The 24,562-nt window shown below is 68.9% G+C and carries 27 protein-coding genes; 16 read left to right on the forward strand and 11 right to left on the reverse strand.

Annotated elements, in window-relative coordinates:
- The first annotated feature begins 78 nt into the window (after positions 1 to 78).
- The gene (mscL, locus tag ON26_RS22920; RefSeq protein WP_040798427.1) at positions 79 to 486 is read left to right on the forward strand and encodes a large conductance mechanosensitive channel protein MscL; all 408 of its coding nucleotides are present in this window, start codon (positions 79 to 81) and stop codon (positions 484 to 486) included.
- Positions 487 to 565: 79 nt separating this feature from the next.
- Here mscL and ON26_RS22925 read toward each other — a convergent pair whose 3' ends face one another.
- From ON26_RS22925 to ON26_RS22955, 7 genes are all read right to left on the reverse strand, one after another.
- Positions 566 to 1,240 carry an MspA family porin gene (locus tag ON26_RS22925; protein WP_040798429.1) on the reverse strand — a complete coding sequence of 225 codons (675 nt, stop codon included), beginning with the start codon at positions 1,238 to 1,240 and terminating at the stop codon, positions 566 to 568.
- An 85-nt stretch (positions 1,241 to 1,325) separates the two neighbouring features.
- Positions 1,326 to 2,000, reverse strand: coding sequence for an MspA family porin (locus ON26_RS22930; RefSeq protein WP_040798430.1), 675 nt, complete (start codon positions 1,998 to 2,000; stop codon positions 1,326 to 1,328).
- Positions 2,001 to 2,511: 511 nt separating this feature from the next.
- Complete coding sequence (locus ON26_RS22935; protein WP_040798431.1) at positions 2,512 to 2,700, reverse strand: hypothetical protein; 189 nt, start codon at positions 2,698 to 2,700, stop codon at positions 2,512 to 2,514.
- Positions 2,697 to 3,191, reverse strand: coding sequence for a MogA/MoaB family molybdenum cofactor biosynthesis protein (locus tag ON26_RS22940; RefSeq protein WP_218000622.1), 495 nt, complete (start codon positions 3,189 to 3,191; stop codon positions 2,697 to 2,699). The genes ON26_RS22935 and ON26_RS22940 overlap by 4 nt, the downstream gene beginning before the upstream one ends.
- Before the next feature lie 107 nt (positions 3,192 to 3,298).
- Positions 3,299 to 4,690, reverse strand: coding sequence for a S1C family serine protease (locus ON26_RS22945; RefSeq protein WP_040798433.1), 1,392 nt, complete (start codon positions 4,688 to 4,690; stop codon positions 3,299 to 3,301).
- A gap of 138 nt (positions 4,691 to 4,828) precedes the next feature.
- Entirely contained in the window at positions 4,829 to 6,298 is a 1,470-nt protein-coding gene (locus ON26_RS22950) for a HAMP domain-containing sensor histidine kinase (RefSeq protein ID WP_040798435.1), read from the reverse strand.
- 12 nt (positions 6,299 to 6,310) lie between these two features.
- Entirely contained in the window at positions 6,311 to 6,997 is a 687-nt protein-coding gene (locus tag ON26_RS22955) for a response regulator transcription factor (protein ID WP_040798438.1), read from the reverse strand.
- A gap of 436 nt (positions 6,998 to 7,433) precedes the next feature.
- Between ON26_RS22955 and ON26_RS22960 the strand changes: the two genes are divergently transcribed.
- The 6 genes from ON26_RS22960 (at position 7,434) to ON26_RS22985 (ending at position 12,993) form a co-directional block, all read left to right on the forward strand.
- Complete coding sequence (locus ON26_RS22960; protein ID WP_245545989.1) at positions 7,434 to 10,283, forward strand: sensor histidine kinase; 2,850 nt, start codon at positions 7,434 to 7,436, stop codon at positions 10,281 to 10,283.
- On the forward strand, positions 10,280 to 10,690 hold the full coding sequence (locus ON26_RS22965; protein ID WP_040798443.1) for a roadblock/LC7 domain-containing protein: 411 nt from the start codon (positions 10,280 to 10,282) through the stop codon (positions 10,688 to 10,690). The genes ON26_RS22960 and ON26_RS22965 overlap by 4 nt, the downstream gene beginning before the upstream one ends.
- Positions 10,691 to 10,697: 7 nt before the next feature.
- Positions 10,698 to 11,072, forward strand: coding sequence for a DUF742 domain-containing protein (locus ON26_RS22970; protein WP_051027397.1), 375 nt, complete (start codon positions 10,698 to 10,700; stop codon positions 11,070 to 11,072).
- A complete protein-coding gene (locus ON26_RS22975) occupies positions 11,053 to 11,685 on the forward strand; it encodes a GTP-binding protein (protein ID WP_174375436.1) in 633 nt (210 codons plus the stop codon). The genes ON26_RS22970 and ON26_RS22975 overlap by 20 nt, the downstream gene beginning before the upstream one ends.
- 13 nt (positions 11,686 to 11,698) lie before the next feature.
- Entirely contained in the window at positions 11,699 to 12,508 is an 810-nt protein-coding gene (locus ON26_RS22980) for an MHYT domain-containing protein (RefSeq protein WP_051027399.1), read from the forward strand.
- Between the two features lie 62 nt (positions 12,509 to 12,570).
- Positions 12,571 to 12,993: a hypothetical protein gene (locus ON26_RS22985; RefSeq protein ID WP_040798447.1), complete on the forward strand. Its 423-nt coding sequence runs from the start codon at positions 12,571 to 12,573 to the stop codon at positions 12,991 to 12,993.
- A gap of 30 nt (positions 12,994 to 13,023) precedes the next feature.
- Here the strand turns inward: ON26_RS22985 and ON26_RS22990 are convergent, their stop codons facing one another.
- From ON26_RS22990 to mrf, 3 genes are all read right to left on the reverse strand, one after another.
- Positions 13,024 to 13,224: a hypothetical protein gene (locus tag ON26_RS22990; RefSeq protein WP_040798449.1), complete on the reverse strand. Its 201-nt coding sequence runs from the start codon at positions 13,222 to 13,224 to the stop codon at positions 13,024 to 13,026.
- A 191-nt stretch (positions 13,225 to 13,415) separates the two neighbouring features.
- On the reverse strand, positions 13,416 to 13,589 hold the full coding sequence (rpmF, locus tag ON26_RS32535; protein ID WP_083884304.1) for a 50S ribosomal protein L32: 174 nt from the start codon (positions 13,587 to 13,589) through the stop codon (positions 13,416 to 13,418).
- A 51-nt stretch (positions 13,590 to 13,640) separates the two neighbouring features.
- Positions 13,641 to 15,071, reverse strand: a complete 1,431-nt coding sequence (mrf, locus tag ON26_RS22995) for a ribosome hibernation factor-recruiting GTPase MRF (RefSeq protein ID WP_051027416.1) — start codon at positions 15,069 to 15,071, stop codon at positions 13,641 to 13,643.
- Positions 15,072 to 15,173: 102 nt separating this feature from the next.
- On the opposite strand from mrf, the gene rpmB reads away from it, so the two are divergent.
- The 9 genes from rpmB (at position 15,174) to ON26_RS23040 (ending at position 23,895) form a co-directional block, all read left to right on the forward strand.
- Positions 15,174 to 15,410 (forward strand): 50S ribosomal protein L28, encoded by a 237-nt coding sequence (rpmB, locus tag ON26_RS23000; RefSeq protein WP_040798451.1) that lies wholly within the window; start codon positions 15,174 to 15,176, stop codon positions 15,408 to 15,410.
- 11 nt (positions 15,411 to 15,421) lie between these two features.
- Positions 15,422 to 15,592: a 50S ribosomal protein L33 gene (gene rpmG / locus ON26_RS23005; protein WP_040798453.1), complete on the forward strand. Its 171-nt coding sequence runs from the start codon at positions 15,422 to 15,424 to the stop codon at positions 15,590 to 15,592.
- Positions 15,592 to 15,897 carry a 30S ribosomal protein S14 gene (gene rpsN / locus ON26_RS23010; RefSeq protein ID WP_040798455.1) on the forward strand — a complete coding sequence of 102 codons (306 nt, stop codon included), beginning with the start codon at positions 15,592 to 15,594 and terminating at the stop codon, positions 15,895 to 15,897. The genes rpmG and rpsN overlap by 1 nt, the downstream gene beginning before the upstream one ends.
- Before the next feature lie 30 nt (positions 15,898 to 15,927).
- Positions 15,928 to 16,182: a 30S ribosomal protein S18 gene (gene rpsR / locus ON26_RS23015; protein ID WP_011211513.1), complete on the forward strand. Its 255-nt coding sequence runs from the start codon at positions 15,928 to 15,930 to the stop codon at positions 16,180 to 16,182.
- A 405-nt stretch (positions 16,183 to 16,587) separates the two neighbouring features.
- On the forward strand, positions 16,588 to 17,562 hold the full coding sequence (locus ON26_RS23020; protein ID WP_281032407.1) for a beta-ketoacyl-ACP synthase III: 975 nt from the start codon (positions 16,588 to 16,590) through the stop codon (positions 17,560 to 17,562).
- Positions 17,563 to 17,597: 35 nt separating this feature from the next.
- Positions 17,598 to 18,587, forward strand: a complete 990-nt coding sequence (locus ON26_RS23025) for an AvrD family protein (RefSeq protein ID WP_040798459.1) — start codon at positions 17,598 to 17,600, stop codon at positions 18,585 to 18,587.
- A 7-nt stretch (positions 18,588 to 18,594) separates the two neighbouring features.
- The gene (locus ON26_RS23030; protein ID WP_040798461.1) at positions 18,595 to 19,224 is read left to right on the forward strand and encodes a nucleoside/nucleotide kinase family protein; all 630 of its coding nucleotides are present in this window, start codon (positions 18,595 to 18,597) and stop codon (positions 19,222 to 19,224) included.
- Between the two features lie 36 nt (positions 19,225 to 19,260).
- Positions 19,261 to 23,082, forward strand: a complete 3,822-nt coding sequence (locus ON26_RS32960; RefSeq protein ID WP_085999073.1) for a DHA2 family efflux MFS transporter permease subunit — start codon at positions 19,261 to 19,263, stop codon at positions 23,080 to 23,082.
- A gap of 24 nt (positions 23,083 to 23,106) precedes the next feature.
- A complete protein-coding gene (locus tag ON26_RS23040) occupies positions 23,107 to 23,895 on the forward strand; it encodes an AAA family ATPase (protein WP_040798462.1) in 789 nt (262 codons plus the stop codon).
- 78 nt (positions 23,896 to 23,973) lie between these two features.
- Here ON26_RS23040 and ON26_RS23045 read toward each other — a convergent pair whose 3' ends face one another.
- Positions 23,974 to 24,552: a LysM peptidoglycan-binding domain-containing protein gene (locus tag ON26_RS23045; protein WP_040798463.1), complete on the reverse strand. Its 579-nt coding sequence runs from the start codon at positions 24,550 to 24,552 to the stop codon at positions 23,974 to 23,976.
- Positions 24,553 to 24,562 lie beyond the last annotated feature (10 nt).

A 24,562-nucleotide genomic window follows, 5' to 3' on the forward strand; every position in this document is an offset into this window, starting at 1 on the left:
GATCTACGATCCCGATACGGCGGAGAGTGAATTCGCCGAGCGCGACCGTTGGATTCATCCCGAAGAGGAGAACTCGGCATGCTCAAAGGTTTCAAGGATTTCCTGCTCCGCGGAAACGTCGTCGACCTGGCAGTTGCCGTGGTCATCGGTACCGCCTTCGTGGCGATCGTCACGACGTTCACCGAAGGAATCATCAATCCGCTGCTCGCGGTATTCGGTGAAGCCAACGAAATCGGCCTCGGTTTCCGCCTGGTTGCCGACAATCCGGCTACTTTCATCGCGGTCGGCCCGATCATCACCGCTGTGATCAACTTCCTGCTCATCGCGGCCATTCTGTACTTCGTGTTGGTCCTGCCCTCGATCCATATGAAGAACCGTCGGGGCGGTGACGTGGCGGAACCGCTCAGCGATACCGACCTGCTCATGCAGATCCGCGATCTGCTCGCCGAAGGCCAGAAGAGCGCCGGCGGTCGTCACGAGTTCTGAACTCGCGCAGAGGATTCGGCGCACAGCGAACGGGCCCGCCACCTTGCGGTGACGGGCCCGTTCGAGTGGTTCGTGCGGATCAGCCGATGCTGAACGGCTGGCCCCACAGGGTCACCGAGGTGATGACGTTGGCGGTCTCGACCTCGACGCTCACGAAGGCGCGAGCCTGCGCGTAGCCACCGCAGCCCGACAGGCCGATGGTGGAGTCGGCCCAGGTGACCGAGCCGCTGTTGCCCTTGAACTTGTTGCGGGCGGCATGCGATTCGCTGCCGAAGTCATCGGCTTCCTCGATGTCGAGGATGTAGAACGACTGCGCTTGGCCGGGGCCGAGCGTGAGGTCGCCACCACCGGAGGCACCGACGCCACCGGTGACCGACTCGCCGCTCCAGTCCGCGCTGCCGTCGACGCCGCCGCCGACGCCGCCACCGGCGATGTTGACCTGGCAGCCGACCACATAACCGGGCTTGATCTTGCCGCCGATGTCCTCGCCGCCGCTGATCTCGACCTGGGCGCTACCGGAGACCCAGGCATTGCGGTGCACCGGGGTGGAGCCGAGAGACGGGCTGATGGTGGCGGATTCGCCGACCAGACGCACGGTCACGACAGTGCCGTCGGACAGCGTCTTGACGATCTCGCCGCCGGGCAGAGGAACAAAGGTGTCGGCATTGGCCGCACCCGTGGACAGCAGGCCGAGGCCGATGGCCGCGGCGGCCCCGGCCCCGGCCACCCGCGCCACATTCTTACGGTTGATCATGTGTGCAATACCCTTCGAGGGTCTACTCGCTTGCGCGAGAAGATGTTTCGGTCTTGTTCGTGAGATGGGTTGGGAGGCGCGGGAATCAGCCGATGCTGAACGGCTGGCCGTAGAGCGTGGTCTTGGAGTAGTGGTCGCCGATGATCTCGACCACCGTGTACGCACGCGCCTGGGCGTAGCCCGCGCAACCCTGAATCTCGATCTCGACGTCCTGGTACTCGACCGAGTAGACGCCGGGCTCGGTGATGTTCTTGTAGTTGATCTGCACGAACTTGACTTCGCCAGGGCCGAGGGCCAACCCGAAGGAGCCGCCGAGGGCGCCGTCGGTGAGGGTCACGGAACCCGACAGGCCGAGGCCGATGGCGTCGTCGCCGATGGCGACCTGGCAACCGACGATGTAGCCCGTGTTCAGCTGCGAGACACCGTGGGTCGAGGAGTTGTTGGTTCCCGAGTCGCCGGTCGGACCGTTGGTCGGGCCCGCCTCGCCTTCCGGCGTGACGGTGACATCGGCGGTGGCATTACCGGAAACCCAGACCACACGGCCGGCGCCGTTGGCAGCCAGCGACGGCGAAACGATGGCGGACTCACCGGTGCGGGTGATGGTGACGCCGGGTCCCACCTTCTCGCCGTCCGGCAACGGCACGAAGGTGTCGGCGTTGGCAGCGCCGGTGGAAAACAGGCCAAGGGCAACGGCCGCCGCCGCGCCGACGCCCACGGCGCGGGCGCCGTGACGCAGACCGTTGATGCGGTTCTCGCTCATTCTTCCCCTCATCAGGTTCTAACAGTCCGACCTCGACCATCGAGGTGGACAAGTGGTCCTCACAGGCCCAGCCCAGTCTGTCGCCTATTTGTTGCCGGTACGTAACCGGTTGTTATTTCGGCGCTACGTGGTTCGGTCCGGTGAGAAACCTGGGCCAGCGCTCGTTCACCCCCGGGAAAACGTGCTCCCGGTGGCGAATACGGCATCTTTCGAGCGTTGTTCCGAGCGGAAGGTTAAACGCTGGGTTAAGCGGCGGCAACGGTTGAAGATAAACCCGGGTCGTGTGACTTGAAACACATCATGTCGCATGCCGATATCGCTTGACGTGCATAAATGCAGCATGCAGAAGGGCGCGAGGGCACGAATAGTTACTCGGCGCCGAGCGGGCAGGCGCCGACCTCAGCGTCCGCGACCAGCGACGATGAGATAGATCACAGCTTTATACCGGAATTGGCGAAGAGTTCCCGACGGGAAGAAATCACGGGAAAGAAGGATCGGGCGCGGGGACGCGTCAACCGTGATGCGGAGGCACCTGGGAGCGTAGCCAGTCGTCGCCGGACTCCATTCGCTCGCGCGGATCGTCGTCGCGCTCGTCGGCGGTGGTGTCGGGCAGTGTGTCGCCGAAGATGCGCGCCAGACGCGCGGCGTCTCCCGCCCGGCGGCGCGCCGGGCGGGAGTCGTCGGATTGCTTCCCGGTCATTCCGCCAGACCGGACAATTCGCCGATGACCTTGCCTGCCAGCGGCGTCAGCGTCGCCATCGCGTCGCGCACCGCGGCGCGGGTGCCGGGCAGGTTCACCACCAGTGTCGAACCGGAGATCCCGGCCAGGCCGCGGGACAGGCCGGCGTCCAGGGAGCCTGCGACCCGGCCGGAGGCGCGCAGGGCCTCGCTGATTCCGGGCAGTTCCCGATCGAGCACCTGGGAGGTGGCTTCGGGGGTCACATCGCGCGGGGACATTCCGGTGCCGCCGACGGAAACCACCAGATCGACGCCGCCGATGACCGCGGTGTTGAGCGCGTTGCGGATCTCCACTTCGTCGGCCTGCACCGACACCGAGGCGTCGACCAGGAATCCGGCCTCGGTGAGCAGTTCGGTGACCAGCGGACCGATCGAGTCCACGCCGCCGTGGGCGGTCCGATCGTCGACGACAACCACGAGTGCGCGACCTGCCACAGGAGCATCGATATCCATAGTGCTCACCGTAGCGTCTGGGCCGAGCAAGTCGGCGGCGGCGCTGGACAATTCCGGGCTCAGCCCGTCGGCCGCGATCATCCGCAGCCGGCCGATGCGCGGGCCCGTCATCGGACGCCCTCACTGGGTGCGGCGGTGAGGGTCACCTCGACCGTGGTGGGGTTGTTGCCTTTGTCGTCGGTATAGGTGACCTTCACCTTGTCTCCTGGTTGCTTGGAACGGACGGCCGCGATCAGCGCCTCGCCCGATTCGATGGTCCGATCATCGAGCTTGGTGATGACCACACCGGCGGGTATACCCGCTTGCGCCGCCGGTCCACCCGGTGTGGCCTCCAACACGAGAGCGACGTTGTCCTGTGGGCGCAGCTTGATGCCGATCTGGGCGTAGGTGGCCCGTCCGGTGTCGATCAACTCCTGGGCCACCCGGCGCGCCTGATCGACCGGGATGGCGAAGCCGAGGCCGATCGAACCGCTCTGCTGGCCGCCGAGCCCGCCGGAACCGAGCGTGGCGATGGCGGTGTTGATGCCGATCAGCCTGCCCTCGTAGTCGACCAGGGCGCCGCCGGAATTACCGGGATTGATCGCGGCGTCGGTCTGGACGGCGTCGATGACCGGCTGCGGCGCGTTCGGATTGTCGGTGCCCTCGCCGCTGGTGGAGACCGGGCGGTTGAGCGCCGAGACGATGCCCGTGGTCACCGTGCCGGCCAGCCCGAGCGGGGAGCCGACAGCGATCACCGGCTGCCCCACCTGCAGGTTCGCCGAGGCGCCCATCTCGATCGGGGTCAGGTCGGTGCGGCCCTCCACCTTGATCACCGCGAGATCGGAGACCGGGTCGGCGCCGATGACGCGCGCGGGCGCGCTGCTGCCGTCGGAGAACCGCACCACGATGCTGGCGCCGGTGCCACCGCCGGAGGCGACATGGTTGTTGGTCAGGATCAGGCCGTCGGAGGACAGTACGACCCCCGAGCCCTCACCCTCGGCGCGGTTGCTGGCCACCTCGATCATCACCACGCTGGGCAGCACCTTCTGCGCGACCGCCTGGGTCGAGCCGGCCGGCGCGTTGGCCACGGTGCTGACATCGGGCCGCGGCGCGTCCAGCGCGTTGGTCACCGCCGCCCGGCCGTCGTCGCGGGTGACCACCACGCCGACCGCGCCGCCGACGCCACCGCTCACCAGGGCCAGCGCCACCGCACCCGCGATCAGCCCGGCACGGGCGGAGCGGGCCGGGCGCTGCTGGACCGGTGGCGCGGGATGAGCGGCCGGGCCGGGCACCCCCTGGGCCGGGCCGGCGAACGGCTGCGTCGGATAGTGCCCGTATCCCTGACCGGGAAAGCCTCCCTGTCCGGGATGGGACGCGGCTCCGGAACCGGGCTGTGCGCCCGGGTGCCCGGTCGCTCCCGGATAGTCGGTCGAGCCCGGGCTCGCGGCCTGATGCGGCTGCGCGGTCGGGTCGGGCTGGTGGGCAGGCTGGGAACCCCCGGCCTGGAAATCCTCCGTCATGGCGTACTCGTTTCTCCTCACGTCCACCCTCGAGACGTCCACCCTCGAGACTGGCCGCGACGGCTTAGAGCGAACTGAGACCGTGCTTGCAGTTCTCCGAGAGTGACCATCCTGTCCGGTTCCATGCAATCGTCGGTGTCATTCCGGCCGGCCCGCTTGGCCGGCCGGCGTACCAGCCTCGCCGGGCAGCACGATCCGGATGGACACGCCGCCGCGCTCGGAGTTCTCGATGGTGATGGTGCCGCCGTGCTTGGTGACCACCTGCTTGACGATGGCCAACCCCAGCCCGGAACCGGGCATCGAGCGCGAGGCGGTGGTGCGGTAGAACCGCTCGAACACCAGCTCCCTCTCCTCCGGCGCGATGCCCGGCCCCGCGTCGTCGACATTCAGCTCGAGCAGCCCGCGCCCGGTCTCGCGCATGCTCACCCGCACCTGCTCCCCCGCTGGACTCCACTTGGCGGCGTTGTCCAGCACATTGAGAATGGCGCGCTCGAGCGCGGAATCGTGGCCGTAGACGAACCACGGGCGCAGTTCGGCGACGAACTCCACATCCGCGCGACGACGCCTGGCCCGTTCCAGCGCCCGCTCGGTCACCTCCCCGAGATCCACGCGGTCGTAGACCGTTTCCGGGGCGTCCTCGCGGGCCAGGTCGACCAGGTCCCCGACCAGGGTGGACAGCTCCTCGATCTGGGCGATCACGTCGGCGCGCAGGTCGGCCATGTCCTGCTCGGGCAACGTCGGCGCGTCGGGGCGGCCCGCGGCGATGAGCAGTTCCATATTGGTGCGCAACGACGTCAGCGGCGTGCGCAGTTCGTGGCCCGCGTCGGCGACGAGTCTGCGCTGGCGATCCCGGGATTCGGCGAGGGCGCGCAGCATGGTGTTGAAACTCTCGGTCAGCCGGGCCAATTCGTCGTCCCCGCTGACCGGGATCGGCGTGAGGTCGTCGGTGCGGGCGATGCGCTCGGTGGCGGCCGTCAGCCGGGCGATGGGCCGCAACCCGGTCCGGCCGACCGCGGTGCCCGCCGCGGCGGCGAGCACGACCCCGCACCCGCCCACCACGAACAACAGCCAGGCCAGCCGGTCGAGCACCTCCCTGGTCGGTTCGAGGCGCTGGGAGATCACCAGCGTGGCCCCGGAATTGGTATGCACCGCGAGCACCCGCTGATTGCTGACCGTCCGCAGCGAGGTGGCCAGCTCGCCGTCGGCCACCGCCAGCTCCTGCTCGCCCACCGGCGGGATGGTCTGTTGCGGCGGCATGTAGGGCTTGTGGTCGGCGAAGATCAGCGCGACGCCGACATCGTTGGAGTACAGCCCGGCCAGGATGATCGACTGGAAGCCGAGGCTCTCGAAGTTGTTGTCGATCATGGTGGCCGCGCGCGCCCGCAGGGCCTCGTCCACATCGGCGTAGAGCGCGCGCGCCACCATCGCGTAGGCGGCGATCGAGGTGACCGCCACCGCGATGGCCACCACCGAGGCGGCCAGCAGGGTGACCCGCCAGCGCAGCGAGACCGAACTCGTCAGCGGCATCGGCGGTCGCATGGCGGCGGGCTCGGGAACCGGCAGGCCGACAGGGGCGAGCGCGGGACGTCTGGGATTGCTGCGTGCCATGATCGCGGCGGCCTACGGTGGCGTCTCGCGCAGCACGTAGCCGACCCCGCGCACGGTGTGGATCAGCCGCGCCTCGCCCTCGGCCTCGGTCTTGCGGCGCAGGTAGCCGATGTAGACCTCGAGCGCGTTGCCCGAGGTCGGGAAGTCGTAGCCCCACACCTCCTCGAGGATGCGGCTGCGGGTGAGCACCCGGCGTGGGTTGGCCATGAGCATCTCCAGCAAGGAGAACTCGGTGCGGGTGAGGCTGATCGAGCGGTCTCCCCGGGAGACTTCGCGGGTCACCGGATCCAGGGAGAGATCGGCGAAGTGCATTGCCTCCGAGATCTCCCCGGGATCTGCGGCACGGCGGCGCAGCAACGCGCGCAAACGGGCCAGCAATTCCTCGAGCGCGAAAGGCTTGGGCAGATAATCATCGGCGCCCGCGTCGAGCCCCGCTACCCTTTCGGACACCGAATCCCGCGCTGTCAAAACCAGAATCGGAAGATCGTCTCCGGTACTGCGCAATCTCCGGCAAACTTCCAGTCCGTCCAGGCGGGGCATCATCACGTCCAGCACCAGCGCGTCGGGGCGCTGCGCCGAGGCTTTCTCCAGGGCGTCGATCCCGTCCACGGCGAGATCCACGGTGTAGCCGTTGAAGGTCAACGACCGGCGCAGCGATTCCCGGACGGCGCGATCGTCGTCGACTACCAGAATCCGCATGCGACCAGTCTGACCGCAGCGACTGAGAGCCGACTGAGAGGGTCCGTGCGACACGCCGCAGAGCCGGTCCCGTCGGCGACACGCCGACTCGGACGGGTGACCAGCACCTTTCCCGCGATCCGGCCGCGCCTCGCCGGAGGTCTGTCCGTTTCGCTGCGAAAGCCGTTAGCGGCGGGCATATTAGAGAATAATCGAGCCGCATGCCCCGGATTGCCGTTACAAGTCAGGCACGGTATGTTCCCTGCGGTAAAAACAAGACCTCGAGTTGGTTCTCAACGGGTTGGTTCACGGGTTGGTTCCGAGACTTATGTTGAACAGCCGCTAACCTTCCCGGGGAACCCGCGCGGAGTGGAGGCGACGGAAGCGGATGGATGCAGCACCGCGTTCCCGGCAATTCAGCTTGTCGAACTGGCCAGTCACCCGCAAGGTCGGGATCGTGCTCCTGCTCCCCGTGGTGCTGGCGTCGACCTTCGCGGCGCTGCGGATCAACGATGAGCTGAGCCTGATCTCCCAGCTCGACGCCGCGACCGGGCAGGCGCAGCTCCTGCGGCCGATGCTCGAATACGGTTCGTCCGCAGAGCAGTTGGCGATCACCGCGATCACCGCCGACCCGGCGAGCAATCCCGATCCGGCCACCGACGCCGCCGCGGCCGAGTTCGACCAGGCCGCCGCCGACCTCGAGACGGCCATGCGCTCGGTCGACGCCGAGAACGTGGTCGAGGAGCTCAACGCGGCGATCGCCGCGGGCCGGGTGATGCGCAACGGCCTGCGCGGCAGCTCGCCGGTGACGATCGCCGAGCAGGTCGGCGAGGTCGACAACCGCATCATCGCGGCCACCTCGGTGTCCTCCTCCATCGAGGAGATCACCATTCAGCGCTACTTCCTGCAGCTGGGCCTGATCGCCAACGCGCGGCGCCTGCTGACCCAGGAACACCTGATGGTGGCCACCGCCGACGCCGCGGCCAATCCGGCCATGCGCGCCAACATCCTCACCACGCTGGGCGCGGAGATCGTGCTCATCAACGTCTACGCGCAGCTGAGCCCGGAGACCGCGGCCAACGCGGGCACCCTCGTCGAAGCGGTGCAGACCCGTATCGGCACGATGGCGCAGAACACCGGCAGCCTGTCGAGCAACCCGGTCATCTTCGACTCGCTGCGCTCCAATGCCGACGAGTACAACGAGGCCACCTCCTCGCTGCTCGACATCATCGACCGCAAGCTGGCCGACCGGACCGCCGAACTGCGCGGCGTGGTGCTGCGCGATATCGCGATCGTGGTCACGACCCTGCTGGCCGGCCTCGCGCTCGCGCTCGCGGTCGCCCGCTCGCTGGTGCTCCCGATCCGCCGCCTGCGCCACGGCGCACTGCAGGTCGCCCACGTCGACCTGCCCAACGAGCTCGAGGTGGTGCGCTCCGGCGGCGCCACCCCGGAACCGACGCGCGTCGAGGTGCACACCACAGAAGAGATCGGCCAGCTGGCCCGGGCCGTCGACGACATCCACGGCGCCGCGCTCCACCTGGCCGCCGAACAGGCCCGCCTGCGCCTGCAGATCGGCAGCATGTTCGAGACCCTCTCGCGGCGCAGCCAGTCCCTCGTCGAACAGCAACTCTCGCTGATCGAGGAACTCGAGCACGACGAGGACGATTCCGGCCGCCTGCAGAGCCTGTTCCGCCTCGACCACCTCGCCACCCGCATGCGCCGCAACGGCGACAACCTGCTCGTGCTGGCCGGCACCGCGCTGCGCCGCGGCCACCTGCCGCCGGTGCCGCTGTCGGACATGCTCTGGAGCGCGGTCTCCCAGGTCGAGGACTATCAGCGCGTCGAGATCGGCGCCGCTCCCGACGGTGTGGTGCCCGGCGAGCCCGCCGTCGACATCGAGCACCTGCTCGCCGAGCTGATCGACAACGCGCTGCGCTACTCCCCGCCGACCACCTCGGTGGCGGTGTCGGTGGCCCGCTCGGTCGACGGCGGCTACCTGATCGAGATCATGGACCGCGGCCTCGGCATGTCGGCCGAGGACCTGCAGACCGTCAACAGCCATCTGGCCTCCGGTGGTGAGGTCACGGTCGAAACCGCGCGCCGCATGGGTCTGTTCGTGGTCGGCCGCCTGGCCAAGCGCCACAACATCACCGTGAACCTGCGCCGCACGTCGGCGATGACCCAGCAGCCTGGCATCACCGCCAGCGTGCACCTGCCCGGGTCGCTGGTGACCGCGCTGCCGCCGAACGACAAGCACCCGAAGGAACTGCTCTCCCCGACTCCGTCGAAGCCCGAGCAGACCTCCTCCTTCGAACTGCCCGGCGCGCCGCCGCCGCGGATCCTGCAGCCGGTGCCCAGCCCGGCCTCGGCCGATCTCGGTTCCGCGCCGGAACCGGGTTCGCACGGCACCAACGGCGGCACCGGCAACGGCCTGCCGCAGCGCCGACCGGCCATCCGGGTCGCACCCGCACCCGATCGCGGCGCAGACCGGCCCGCGTTCACCGGGGAGTCGCCGAAGGTCGACGTGTGGGCCGAGCCGGAGAACTACGCGGACACCCCCGCCCCCGATTCGTTCCCCGCGGAGTCGCTCGCCCAGGACTCCTACTCCTCGGAGACCTATTCCTCGGGTACCTATTCCTCCGAGGCGTACTCCTCGCCGTCCTACCCGACCGAGACCTACGAGCCCGCCGCGAGCGGCGCGCAGTCCTCCGGCGCCGGATCGCGCGGCGCCGCCGACTCGCATCCGACGGAGGTCTACTCCAGTTCGCCGGCGCGTTCCTTCGAGGGCTACCAGGGCGATCCGTACGTCACCGACGTCTATGTCCCCGGTGACCCGGTTCCGCAGCAGGTCCCGATCCCCCGGCGCGAACCGGCCGGCCAGCAGGCGGCCGCCCCGCAGAGCACGGCCGCACAGACCACCTCGACCGGATTGCGTCCGGTCACCACCGAGTCACCGACGCCGATCTACCAGCGGATGGTGTCGGAGTGGCTGGTGGAGCCCGCGTCCTCGGGCTCGGAGGGCGAGGACGACAAGGACAACAGTGCGGGCGGCGGCGAGTGGTCCGCGCCGGGCGACACCGGCTGGGCGGCCGCGGCCGAAGCCAGCAAGCCCACGGTGTCCGGCCGGACCAACGGTGGTCTGCCGATCCGCCGCCCCGGCGCCCAACTGGTGCCGGGCGGTCTCGCACCGGCCAACGAATCGAACGCGCGCGATCCGGAAGAGATCCGCAACAGTTTGACCAGGCATCTCAGCGGGGTCCGCAGTGGGCGGGCCGACGCCCAGTACAACGACGGAGGGCTCGAGTGACCGAGAAACCAAGCACCACAACGGACGAGAACCTGAACTGGCTGGTCACCCGCTTCACCAGGGACGTGCCCGGGGTCACCCACGCGGTGCTGGTTTCCGCCGACGGGTTGCTCCAGGCCACCAGCCCGCATCTGCCCGCCGACCGCGCCGAGCAGCTGTCCGCGGTGACCGCCGGCCTGGCCAGCCTGTCCGCGGGCGCCGCCCAGCTGTTCAACGGCGGCAAGGTGATGCAGTCCATCGTGGACATGCAGCGCGGGTATCTGCTGGTGATGACCGTCGGCAATGGTTCGCACCTGGCGGTGCTGGCCAACAAGACCCACGACATCGGACGCATCGGCTACGAGATGGCGCTGCTCGTCGACCGGGTCGGCTCGGTGGTCCAGGCGACCGCGCGTAGTGCCGTCTGAGAGTGGAATGTCCACCCCATCCGGCGGGGGGCCGGGTATTCCGCCTACCCGAGTCCGCCCCTACGCGTTGACCTCGGGCCGGACCGAACCCGCGGTCGACCTTCCCCTGGAGGCGGTCATCGAGACCATCTCCTACACTGCCCATCTCGAATGGCCGGTCGGCGATATCCGCACCGATATCGTCAGGCTGGGCACCGCGCGTCTGTCGGTCGCCGAGATCACCGCCAAACTTCAGCGTCCGCTGGGTCTGGTGCGCGTCGTGATCGGAGATCTCGTCGTCGCTGGAACGTTGCGTGTGCATTGGACCCTGAGTGACCAGGCGAGCTATGACGAGCGCCTGTCCCTGATGGAGAGGACATTGCGTGGACTCCGCGCCCTATAACCCCACGCCGTTCGGCGGCACGGCGCCGCAGGACAACCGCACCGCCTCGACCAAGATCGTCGTCGCCGGTGGTTTCGGTGCGGGCAAGACCACCTTCGTCGGCGCCGTCTCGGAGATCGTGCCGTTGCGGACCGAGGCGATGGTGACCGGGTTCTCCGATGGCATCGACGACCTCGCCGCCACCCCCGGCAAGGAAACGACCACGGTCGCCATGGATTTCGGTCGCATCATGCTGCCGGGCAACCTGACGCTGTACCTGTTCGGCACGCCGGGTCAGCGCCGGTTCTGGTTCATGTGGGACGACCTGATCCGCGGCGCCATCGGCGCGGTGGTGCTCGTCGACACCCGGCGCATCGAGGACAGCTTCGCGGCGGTCGACTTCTTCGAGGCCCGCGGCCTGCCGTTCCTGGTGGCGGTCAACAGATTCCCCGACGCCCCCCGCTTCCCGGTGGCCGAATTGCGTGAGGCCCTGTCGGTTCGCCCGATCGTGCCGATCGTCGACATCGACGCGCGCAACGCCATGGAGGTGCGCCAGTCGCTGGCGGCGGTGACCGAGTACGCGATCCAGCGTCTCGCCGCGCAGCAGCGGGAACAGCCGGTCGGACAGGCGTGAGGGTGCTGCCGCGGTGAGCTACTTCTCCATGGGCTACTGGGTCGTCGGCCTGGCGGCACTGGTCTCGACGGTCGGCGCCCTGGTCGGCCTGATCTGCGTACGGCAGTCGACCGAATCGGTGACCCAGAAGTTCCGCCTGGTCTGGCAGGTCGCGGCCGCGGTGTGCCTGGGAGGCGTCGGCACCTGGTTGGCTGTCTTCGTCTCGATGCTCGGCGTGGCCCCGACCGACGACGGTGTGATCCGCTACGAATCCACCCGCCTGGTGACCGCAGGCGTGATCGCGGTCGTCGCCGTGCTCGGCGCGCTGCTGATATTGGGGACGAAGGCGGATCTGCCGCGCCTGGGCGCCGCGGGCCTGACCATGGGCCTCGGCACCACGATCATGCTGTTCGTGGCGATGAACGGCGTGCATGTGCGCGGGTCGGTGCGGACCGCGTGGTGGGCGGTGGTGGTGGCCGCGCTGATCGCCATCGCCATCGCCACGGCGACCCTGTGGTTCGTGCTGCGGCGCACGCCCATCCGGGTGCTGGTCGCGGCCTCCGTGTTGTTCGCGGTGGGCACGCTGGGCATGCACTACGTGCGGCTGGCCGGAATGGCGATCGAGCTCGACGAGAGCATCGCCCGTCCGCTCGGCGACGATCTGTTCGGCTTCCTGGTTCCCATGTTCGTGCTCGGCATGCTCTCGCTGGCGGTGCCGATCACCGCGGTGCTGGTGGCCCCCGACCGCAGGCTGCGGTCCACACCCACACCGACCCCCGCCACCGCACAGGCGCAGGCCTTCGATGCGGGCGAGACGATGGTGATCGGCGCGTCCCGCTTCTAGTTCCCGGGCCTGACCGTCACCGGGGACCGAGCGCAGGCCTTGCCCTACAGAGAGGAACGGATGTGACGCCGGAGCAGGATGCCGTGCTGCGCGACATCCAGGTGCAGCTGCGCGGCCCCAGCCTGGCGGGCTGGCCGCAGCTGGGTGTCGACGCCGAGGGCAGGGCGCGCTCGCTGGTCGACGGCTTGGCGGCCGCCCTGCGCCGTATCGAGGACCTGACCGCCGAAACCGCCGAACTGCGTGCGCAGATCGGCGAACTCCGGACCGAGATCAGCGAGTTGGAGGCGGGCACCGCCGATCTCGCCGATCAGGTGCAGCGCGCACAGGGCAAGGGCTTGCCGTGGCCGCTGTCGCTGATCGAGGGGCCGGTGGAGGTGATCGTGAACCAGCTGGCACGTCTGGAAGCGTTGCTCGCCGAACGGTCGTCGGCACCCCAGCAATTGAGCCTGCCCTGCCGTCCCGGCGACCGCGACGGATCACGCTGACGAGAAGGGGAATGCACCCGGCACCGAAGATCATTCGGTGAGCGACCGGAACGGCAGAGGGTTCTTCCGGGAATCCCGGGTGATCGCCAGAAGTTTGGCGATGAGCGGGTTCTCCCAGAACAGGAGAACCCGCCCTCGATGGATGAATGTACTCCGTTGCGGCGCGGAAAGCAGCGGTTCTCCGAGAAATTCTTCCGCGAAACCGGGTCCGCCCGAGCGCTTTTCGATCATGAGCTAATCGCGGGCAATCTTGTCCGCGACATCGCGACCGGTGCGCCGTCACAGTCGAATTGCCATTCGTTTGCCTGAAAACCTGCCGGTCCGTAGGACAGATATACGAGTGGGGTGGGTTCCGGCGAACCCACCCCACTCCCCCTCATCGAACGACCGGGCGATTCCCGGACATCGGCGATTTCCGGACCTCAGAGCCGTTCCGGATCGAGCAATCCCCGGCGCACCGCGGCCACCAACCGGCGCGGCACACGGTGGGATACCCCGGCCACGGTCACCGTAACCAGCTCCGGCGCTTTCGCTTTCCACTGCGACCGGCGGCTGCGCGTATTCGACCGCGACATCCTCCGCTTCGGCACCGCCATCTCAGTCCTCCTTCCCGGCGCGCACCCGGCGACCGTATCCGCGTCCAGACGTCACTGCGTTTCTCCCGTCCATCCGTTGCTTCCCAGCGCCGTGCCGCGGAAGACATCCTCGATTCCTTCGTCCATGTCCACGCAGGGGTCGGCATGCCACTCACCGAAGGGGTCCGCCCAGCGCGCCACCCGCTCCGGTGCGCTCTGCACCGTGCGCAGCTCGTCGTCGTCGACCAGCGCCCAGTGCAGCGCGGCGCGGATCTCGCCGGGGTCGGCGCCGCAGGCCAGCACGACCACTTCGACGTGGCGGTCACCGAATCGCTCGTCCCAGCCGATCGCGGCCATCGCCCGCCGGTCCGGCTCGGCCGCGGCGTAGTCAGCGGCGCTCATCGCGGCCAGCCACGCACCGGCGCCGCCGACCCGCAGCCCACCGCCCGCGGACTCCAGCCACACCACTTCCTCGGGCTGGGTCGCCAGCCACACCCGGCCGCGCGCGCAGATCACGCCGTCGAGCAGGACATCGAGGGCCTCGTGCAAGCGCACGGGATGGAAGGGCCTGCGCGCGGAGAACTCCACGATCGTGACGCCGTGCTCGGCGGTCAGCGGCGGCTGTCCGCGCAGCAGCGGCGCGTGCGCGTCGAAGACCCGGCCACGCCGGGCATCTCCCGGAATGCGCGCGCACAGATCACCGACGAGCGTGCCGAGATCCGCCGCATCGACGTCCACGGCACCGGAATCGACAGGGCCGATATCGCCCGCGCCGGCAGCACCGTGCCCATCGGCCCCATCGCCCGCCCGGCCGTACCCGTCCAGCCAGACGACCGGTGCGGTGGGCGCGAGCCGGTCCAGCACCGCCGCCATCCGGCCGCGTGCGAGCGGGTCCATCGGCGGCTCGGCGACCAGCACCGCGTCGGCGACCTGCGCGGCCCCGACGGCCAACTGGGCGACAGTGCGATCGTCGTCGCCGACGACGGCCAGACCACGCTCGGCGACGGTCTCGTCGCCGAGGGCGTCTACCATCCAGTGCTCACCGTCCAGGCAGGCGAGCACGGCCTCGATGCGGACGCTGCGGCCCGCCGGGCCGTCCACACGCCCGTGCACTCCGGTCACCACCGTGTCGACGACGGCGCCGCAGATCGCCTCGGCCTCGAAAGCCGGATCAAGGGCGAGCACGATCCGACGCACCGAATCGCGGGCGGCGAGCGTGCACAGCAGCGGGAGCAGATCCGCGCGCAGCGTGCAGGACAGGCAGCAATGCGCCAGTTCGAGCACGACGTGGTCGTCGCGACCAGCACTCGTCAGCGTGCGGCGCACCACTCCCTCACGTAGCTCGCGCAGGTCGTAGCGGACGACGAGCGTCCCCTGCGCTCGCTCCAGGGTGGCGGCCAGCCGGCGCACGACCGCCTCGGCACGGCCGGGCGGGCTGGTGAGCACCAGCACCGGGGTACGGCGATCGAGATCGCCGGGCGGGGCGGAATCGAGCGGCACCAGATGCCCCTTTCGATAATGATTGTCATTTCGGTCGCCGTCAGCGTACAGTCCCCTGCGGCCATTGTCGAAAATGATTACCAACAACAAGGAGGAGGCCCGGACATGTCCGCCCACTGCCAGGTCACCGGGCGCAAGCCCGGCTTCGGCAAGTCCGTCTCGCACTCGCACGTTCGTACCGGCCGGCGCTGGGATCCCAACATCCAACGCAAGACGTACTTCCTGCCCAGCGAAGGAAGGCGCGTCACGCTGACCGTGTCCACCAAGGGCATCAAGACCATCGATCGCGACGGGATCGAGGCCGTGATCGCACGCCTGCGCGCCCGCGGCGAGAAGATCTGAGGAGCGCCGACGTGGCATCGAAATCCACCGAGACGAGGCCCATCGTCAAGCTGAAATCCACGGCGGGCACGGGCTATACCTATGTCACCCGCAAGAACCGCCGCAACGATCCCGACCGCATGATGTTGCGCAAGTACGACCCGGTCGTGCGCAGACACGTCGACTTCCGCGAGGAGCGCTGATGGCGAAGAAATCCAAGATCGCCCGCAACGAGCAACGCAGGCAGATCGTCGCCCGCTACGCGGCGCGCCGGGCGGAGCTGAAGGAATTGCTCCGCCGCCCCACCACACCGGCGGCCGAGCGCGCGGCCGCGCGGGCCGCCCTGCAGCGGCTGCCACGCGATGCCAGTCCGGTAAGATTGCGCAATCGGGACACCGCGGACGGACGTCCGCGCGGTCACCTCCGGAAGTTCGGCCTGTCCCGCGTGCGCGTGCGCGAGATGGCCCACCGCGGAGAACTTCCCGGTGTGCACAAATCGAGCTGGTAAAACCACCGATACCGCAGAAGGAACCCTGACATGGCAGTCAAGCGAGCACCGTCGAAGAAGGTTCGCGCGGAGCAGGCCCGCCGCCCGAAGAAGAACCCGCTCATCGCCGCGGGCATCGAGACAGTGGACTACAAGGACGTGAATCTGTTGCGTACCTTCATCTCCGACCGCGGCAAGATCCGCAGCAGGCGCGTCACCGGCCTGACCCCGCAACAGCAGCGGCAGGTCGCGGTCGCGGTGAAGAACGCTCGCGAGATGGCGCTGCTGCCGTTCACCAGCCGCTGACACAAGCCCAAGGAATCGAGGGCGGGCCCGATCGCGCGATCGGGCCCGCCCTCGTCGTATCTCCTCTAACGTTGTCCTGACCAGGCTGTTTCCCGCGAACGCGGACGACGAAGAACAGAACTGTTCGAGTTTCGAATTGCCCGAAACAACGCGAACATTGGCGTTCGTCAAATTGCGAACTGATCAGTAGCTTCGGTTATGTCAATGCCGCATCAAAAAACGTGACCTTCGTCACTGCGCCCTGTTATGCACGTGTTATAGCCGTGTGATCTGATACCAGCACTTCGGCCCGGTGCTAGGTTGATTCACAAGTGATTCACTTCATAAACACGCAGGGGGGTGAGCTTTATGACGACACTGCGAGAAAAGGCTACACGACGAGATATGACAGTCCAGCGAGCCGGAATGCTCATGATCGGATCGTATCGCCCTCACCGAATTATCTCCAATTCGGAGCTCGCCGATCGCCTGGGCGTGGACGAAGAATGGATTCGCACCCGGACCGGAATCAGTGAACGTCGTTTCGCCGGCCCCGAGGAGACGGTGATATCGATGTCGGTGCACGCCGCCGACAGCGCACTGAGCGCCGCGGGCATCTCCGCGCGCGAGATCGATGTCGTCCTGCTGGCCACCTCCACCCACATGAATCAGACCCCCGCCGCCGCGCCCATCATCGCCTCCGAACTCGGATGCGCAGGCCCGGCGGCGTTCGACATTTCGGCCGGCTGCTCCGGGCTGGCGCACGGTGTCGGGCAGGCCACCGCGCTGATCAACTCCGGCCAGGCGGGCAACGTGCTGGTCATCGGTGCCGAAAAGCTCAGCCACGTAGTCGATCCCGACGATCGTGGGGTGGCGCCGATCTTCGGTGACGGCGCGGGCGCGGTGCTGATCGGACCGACCGAGAACGGCCACATCCGCAGAACCGTCTGGGGCAGCGACGGTTCGCATGCCCGGCTGATCCGCCAGGAACCGACCTGGGAGGCGCTGCGCGTCGCGCCAACCACCACCGCGACCCCGATGCTGCGCATGGAGGGCACCGAGGTATTCCGTTGGGCCACCGGCGCGGTGCCGCAGATCGTGGAACAGATCGCGATCGCGGGCGAGATCGGTCTCGACGAGGTCGAGGTCTTCATCCCGCACCAGGCCAACCTGCGGATCATCGACAGTGTGGTCCGCAAACTCGGCTGGCGCGACGAGTCGGTGGTGGTCGCCGACGATGTGCGTCACACCGGAAACACGTCCGCGGCGGCGCTGCCGCTGGCGATCGACGACCTGATTTCTTCGGGTCGAGCCAAACCGGGTCAGCTCGCTCTCCAGGTTTCGTTCGGAGCGGGTCTGTCGTACGCGGGACAAGTTTTCGAGCTGCCTCGCGTCGCCTGAATACCGGATTATTTCGCTGTTCAAAGGTTGTACGTATGAGTGTTCACTTCTCCAGCTACGACGAACCCCTCGGGCCGCGTGCCACCCGATATTTCGGTGAGGGCTACCGGAAGGTCGGGCCGGAATTGTCCGCGTTGCGACTCGGAAATACCGCCCGGCCCGGCGCCCGCCATTCCGCAGTCGCCCGGCTGGAATATCCGGCGGCCTGGTCGACGAAAAAGCATCGGGAACTCGTTCCGCATGTCAGCAGCGTGGACACCGTCATGCTCGCCGCGACGCTCTGCGATGCCGCGGTCACCCGCGCCCGCGGGCTGAACCCCGAACAGTCGGCACGCACCTGGGTCCGCCACGGTGCGGTCCGGGCGGGCGCCGCCCCGCACGAAGATCTCGAACACATCCCCGTCACGGCCGAGGTCACCGCACTGGCCGAGGACGGTGACAGCGCGGAGACCACCTTCAAGTTCCAGGTCGGTAATCTCGCGGGCACGCTCACCCTCGTCCACGAGCTCGGTGCGGGCAGCGGTCCCGAAGTCGAGGGCATCGAGCCCTTCGACAGCCTGGCCGAGATCTTCGGCCCCGCACCGCACTACTACCTCACCGGCGTCAAGGACCACAGCCTGACCGCGACCGAGCTGAGCGTCGACGCCGAGGCCAGCCGTGTCACCGGCAGGCAGACCGTGCGCCCGGGCGCCGAGAACGAATATGTCGGTGCGGAATCGGCCTACTGGGACTCGGTGTCCCCGATCGACGCCATCGTCGGAGCCGCCCAGCTCTCGCAGATCCTGCTGTACCAGATGGATTCGCTGGACCGCACCAACAGCGACACCCTGTGGATGCGCAAGCTGGAGTTCTTCTCCGAGGCGCCGCCCCGGCCCTCGGCCGAGGAATTCGACGGCACCGTGGAAATCAAGCGGGCCTCGATCATCGATCGCGGCGGCCAGCGCTGGCGCAGCGCCGATCTGCTGATCAAGGAATTCCAAGGCGTGACCGGTTCGTGCCTGCTGGCTCATCGGCTCCCGGACTGAGCCGCCGATGACCGACGACCTACCCACCGTCCGTATCGCCGTGACCGGCGCCCCAGGCACCGGTCGCACCACCGTGTGCACCGCGCTGGCACTGGCCACCGGACTGGACTGCGCGACCGTCTCCGAGGATCTGATCGCCCCACGCACCGGCGGGCGCCTCGCGCCCACCGTGGAAGCGGCGGTTCGCGGCTTCGAATATCGCGTCGACGGCGAATCCCGCTTGCCGGGCAGTTTCGTCTCCGACGGTTCGGTGCTGCACGAATGGGCGTTGGCCGAAGCCGTCCGGCGCACCACGCCGCGGCGGCACTGGCTGCTCGATCCGCTCGACCTGCCGTACCGGATCTTCGAAGAGCGCTTCCTGCTCGCGCACCATCGCATCGTCGCCCGGCGCGCGAACGCGACCTACGACGGATTCGTCCATCTCCGTGTTCCCGACGACGCGGACGCCAACGGTGACAATGCTCTCCGCGAACTCGTCGACCGCCTGTTGCTCGACACTTTGCAAGATTCCAATTTGCCGTATCTCGTAATCGGTGGTTCGCTCGAGCAGATTGTCACCCAGGTGGCCGGAATGTATGCGTTGCCGCAACGCATTCCGGTCGGCGACGCGGTGTCGGCGGCTCTCGAAGCCGCCTGACGCCGCGCCGCGGCGTCAACTTCGAAGGGAATCTTCATGGCAACCGGTGCCGAGACCGGAACACAGCGGTCCCCGGGCGCGATCTGGACCCTCGTGGTCGTCGCGCTCGCGACCTTCATGCTGATGCTCGATCTGACGGTCGTGAATGTCGCGCTACCCGACATTCGCGCCGCATTCGGTTCCAGCTTCTCGTCACTGCAGTGGATTCTCGACGCCTATGCGCTCGGTCTGGCGGGCGTCCTGCTGGCGGCGGGCTCGCTGGCCGACCGGCTCGGGCGCAAGCGGGTTTTCGATGTCGGTCTGGTCGTATTCGTGCTGTCGTCGCTGGCCTGCGGTCTGGCGCCGAACGATCTGGTGCTGATCATCGCGCGGTTCGTGCAGGGCCTCGGCGGCGCGATTCTGTTCGCGGTCGGCCCGGCGCTGCTCGGACACGAATTCCGCGGCAAGGACCGGGGTATGGCGTTCGGCGTGTTCGGCGCCGTCACCGGTCTGGCGATCGCCTTCGGTCCGCTGATCGGCGGCGGCCTGACCGAATCCGCGGGCTGGCGCTGGATCTTCCTCGTCAACGTGCCGCTCACGATCGCCGCGATCGTCATCGGCATGCTGAAGATGCGCGAATCCCGCAGCGAGACACCGCCACCGGTGGACTGGCCGGGTATGGCCACCTTCTCGGCCGGCCTGTTCCTGCTGGTGCTCGGCTTCATGCGCGGCGAGGCCGACGGCTGGACCAGCGTCACCGTGCTGGGCTGCTTCGGTCTGGCCGTGGTCCTGCTCGGAGTCTTCACCTGGTTGCAGTTCTCTCGACCGGACCAGGCGATGTTCGATCTCACGCTGTTCGGCAATCGCACCTTCAACGGCCTGTCCGCGGTCACGGCGCTGTGCGCCATCACCGTGATGCCCGCGTTGTTCCTGCTCATCGCCTACGTCCAGAACATGCTCGGCCATTCGGCTTTCGCCAGTGGCCTGCGCTTCCTGCCACTGACACTGCTGCTGTTCGTCGCCGCGGCGCTGGCGGGCGCGCTGGTGACCAAGGTCAGGCCCGGCCTGCTCGTCGGCGCCTCGCAGTTGCTGATCGCGGCGGGCCTGGCGGCGGTGCTGCTGGTGGACTCGGAGTCGTCGTGGACCGCGCTCATCCCGGCGATGATCCTGATCGGCCTCGGCATGGGCGTGTTCAGCCCGCCGCGCGCCGCCTTCTCGATCGCGGTGACCACCCCCGACAAGTCCGGCATGGCCTCCGGCATCAACGAGACCTTCCAGCAGGCGGGCGTGGCGATCGGCATCGCCGCGGTCGGCGCCTTCTTCCAGAACCGGGTGTCCGGCGCGTTCACCGAAAGCGATGTGGCCCAAGGAGTCTTCGACGAGCAGGTGCACACCGCGGGCGACGCCGTCGCCGCGGCGGGCCCGTCGGCCGTGCTGGAAGGCCTGCCGGGTTCGGTGGCGGGCACGGTGCGCGCGGCCGCCGAGTCCGCCTTCGTCGACGGCCTGCACAGCACGATGCTGCTGGTCGCGGTGCTCGCCGCGATCTCCGGCGTCATCGCCCTGGCCACCATGCGCTGGTCGGACCTCGACGAGGCCGCCCTGGACAGTCCCGGCGTACCCGCCGACGACTCGGGTGACCCCGCGGCCGACACCGTCCCGGTGCCCGGCCGCCGCGCGACCGGCCGCACCAGCGCTCTGGCCGCCCAGCGCGCCGCCGAGATCATCGCCCAGGCCAAGGCCGACGCGCAGCGGGATGAGTCCGATCCCGCCACGCTCACGAAAGCCACTGCCGCTCCGGCCGGCAGCACGAGCCGGCGCCGGGCCACCGGGTCCGCCGGCGCGCAGCGGGCCGCAGGCGACCCCGCCCGGCCGGGCGCCACCACGACTCGCACGACCACCCCCGGATCGCGCGCAACCGGCGACAGGAAGTCCGGCACCTCCGGCGGCTCCACCGAGACCCGCCCGGGCACAGGCACCCGCAAGCAGCGTCCGGCCGGTACCCCGAGCGCCGAAGGCCCCACCGACATCCTCGAGCGGCCCACACCACCGTCCGAGGCCGACGCCACCGGCCGTTCCGCGACCGCCGGACGCCCCACCGAGAGCACAACGCGCAAGCCCGCCACCTCGAGCCGATCGGCGCAGAAAGCCGCGGGCTCGGCCACTTCCACTCGATCCACCGGCGCCGACGGCGTCCCGAGCCCGGCCTCCACGTCCTCTCGCACCACCTCGAGCCGCTCCACCGAGGCGAATGGCGCCCCCACGTCGAGCCTCCCGGCCACGTCGGGATCTGCCACCGCATCCGGCTCCCCCACCGCGTCTGGCTCGCCGACCACATCCGGATCGACGGGCAAGTCCGACTCGCCGACCACATCCGGATCGACGGGCAAGTCCGATTCGCGCACGACATCCGGCTCGGCCGGCAAGTCCGACTCGCCCACGACATCCGGCTCGCCGACCACATCCGGCTCTGCCGACAAGTCCGGCTCGTTGATCGATTCGGCCGAGCGCCCGGCCGGCGTCAGCGCGCTGTCCGGCACCCCGAAAGGATCCGGTACCGCCGCCGCGTCGGAGTTCGCCTCCGACTTCGGCACCGCCTCCCCGCAGCCGATCGACCCAGCCACGGCCACGCCCGGCGTGCTCGACGAAACGACCATCCGCCGGATCGCCGGCGGCTCGGATCGGCCGGCGGGCGGCAAGAAGTCCGCCGGGAAGCCGAAGCGCACCGAAACCGCGGGCAAACACCGCCTCACCGAGCCGGAGCCGCCGACCGGCAGGCCCGCGGGCAGGCATCGCCTCGGCACTGCGGCTTCCGACAGCACAGCTCCGCCCCGCTCCCGCCACTCGAGCACCAGCGGAGCAACCGGCACCGCCGGCTCCGGTACATCCGTCGGCGCGGCCGGGCATTCGGACACCGGCACCTCCGCGCGTACCTCGCCGAGCACGGCGGGCACGACCGCGCCCAGCGCGAGCGCCACCACCCGCACCGGCCCCACCCCGAGCGCCACCACCGGCGCGGGTGCCCGCACGGCGACGGTCGCGGCCAGAGCCGTCATCACCGACGTCATCCCGCAACCCACCACGGAGCACACGGTCACCAAGCGGGCAGCATCGACGCGCGCCACCGCCCCCGACAAGGCCGACCGCCCGACGAGCCCCGCCACCCCGTCCCCCACGACAACCGAGGACGAATCCGCGGCCGCTACGCCCTCCGCCACCGCGACGACGGTGAACCGCTCGACCGCTCCCGAACAGGCGCCCACCGAAACAACTGCAGCCTCGTCCACCGACACGACGGTGAACAGCTCGACCGCCCCGGAACAGGCCTCGGCCGAAGTGACCTCCACCATCGACACGACGGCGAGCACCTCGACCTCCCCCGAACAGGCACCCGCCGAAACGGCCGCGGCACAGTCCACGAACGAATCGGACACCGCCCAGCCCGCACCCCGTCGCTCGACCAGCAGGCAGCGGACGAGGACCACCGCTCGCACCGCGAAGCAGGCCGCAGGGCAGCAGGCCGAGCCGGGCAGCAACTCCCGTCCCGCGCGCGCGGCGGAACAGCCGAAGGCCGACGAGCAGCCCGCCGACGCGGCCGAGCAGCCCGCGAAGACCACCCGCAGGCCCGCGAAGAAGGCGACCTCGGGCGGCGCCACCCGGCGCACCGCGGCGAAGAAGGCCGCGACCCCAGCCGCCGAATCCGCCTCGTCGTCGACCCGCACACGCCAGGCGAAGGCCGGGGCGGAGGCGGCGAAGACCGGCGCCGCGGCGAAGCGGGCGACCCCGCGCACGGCCGCGTCGAAGGCGGCGGCCGCGAAGAAGGCGGCGAGCAAGCCGGCGGCGACCTCGGCGCCCGAAGCAGGCCCGGCGGCGGAGAACTGAGTTCGGACAAGGATCGGAGCGCACATGTACCTGGTCGGCGGACAGCGACGCGAGAGCATCAAACTCGCGATATCGGGCACCTACGGCACGGGCAAGTCCACCACCACCGAGGCGCTGTCGATCGCCACCGGCATCCCGCGCACGCACGCCATGACCGCGCGGGAACTGCTGATGGACATCGCTCCCGGCAAGACGCTCAACGAACTGAACTCCATCGAACTGTTGCAGCTGGGCATGCGCCGGTTCGAGGAGCGGGTGTACAACGAGTCCTGCGTGGAGTCGTTCGTCTCCGACGGTTCGGTGGTGCACGAGTGGGTGTACGGCACGGCCCGCCTGCAGGTCGGCATCAATCCCGGTGCTGGACTGCTCGTTCGGTCGATGAAGGCGATCACCGGCATCGGGCGTAAGGCGCCGCTACGCGACTACACCGACCTGTTCGGTCAGATCGTCAAGGAACGGGCGGCCGGGCTGTACGACGCCTATGTGCATCTGCCGGTGGAGTTCCCGCTGAAAGCCGATGGGCATCGGCCGGTTTCGGAGGAGTTCCGCAAGGTCTCCGACGAGACGCTGCTCGGGGTCATCCGTGATCTGGGCGTGCACTACGAGGTGGTCGGCGGCACGGTGGCCGAGCGGATCACCAAGATCATCGAGTTGTTCGGCCTCGACACCGTGATGCCGGTGGAGGAGGCGATCGCCGAAGCCCAACGGCGCGTGGACACCTCGATCAAGGTGATCCAGGAAGACGAGCGCTACAAGGAGGCCCAGCGCAAGAAGTCGATCGCGCGACGGGTGTCCTACGCGATGCGCTACTGACCGGCACGACGAAGGCGAAGGGCCTCCGGGAGATTCCCGGAGGCCCTTCGTCTGTTCATGTTCACGCGTGCGCGCGGATCACGGGATGGTGAGCACCTGGCCCGGGTGGATCAGATCCGGGTTCGCCACGCCGCTGGCGTCGGCGATCTGCTGGTAGCGGTTGCCGTCACCGTAGAAGCGCTCGGAGATCGCCCACAGGGTGTCGCCGGGCTCGACGGTGTAGGTGCGCGGCGCGGGCGGCGGCGGGGGGACGTCGGCAGGCGCGGCGTGCTGGGCCTGCTCGGCGACCGGCTCCGGCTCCGGGGCGGGCGCGGGCAGCGGGTTGTCGGTGTGGGTACCCGAGGCCCACGCGGCTTCGCTGCCGCCGTAGAGCACGACGTTGCGGTCGGCCTGCACCACCAGGCGGTCGACGTTCTTGCCGTTGGTCTCGGTGGACCAGGCGGCCGCACCGTCGCCCTTGTACAGAACGAAGTTGCCGTCGTCCTGCAGAACCGCCCTGGCGACGCCCTGGCCGTGAGTCTGGGTGGCCCACACGACCTCTCCGCCCGGCTCGGACAACACCAGGTTGCCATCCGACTGCAGGGTCAGGGTGTAGGCGCCTCCGGTCAGAGACTGGCCGAGTCCGAGTTCTTCGCCTACGCGCAGCGTGTCGCCCACGTTGTTCCTT

This window comes from Nocardia higoensis NBRC 100133 (genome assembly GCF_000308595.1).
Taxonomy (GTDB): Bacteria; Actinomycetota; Actinomycetes; order Mycobacteriales; family Mycobacteriaceae; genus Nocardia; species Nocardia higoensis.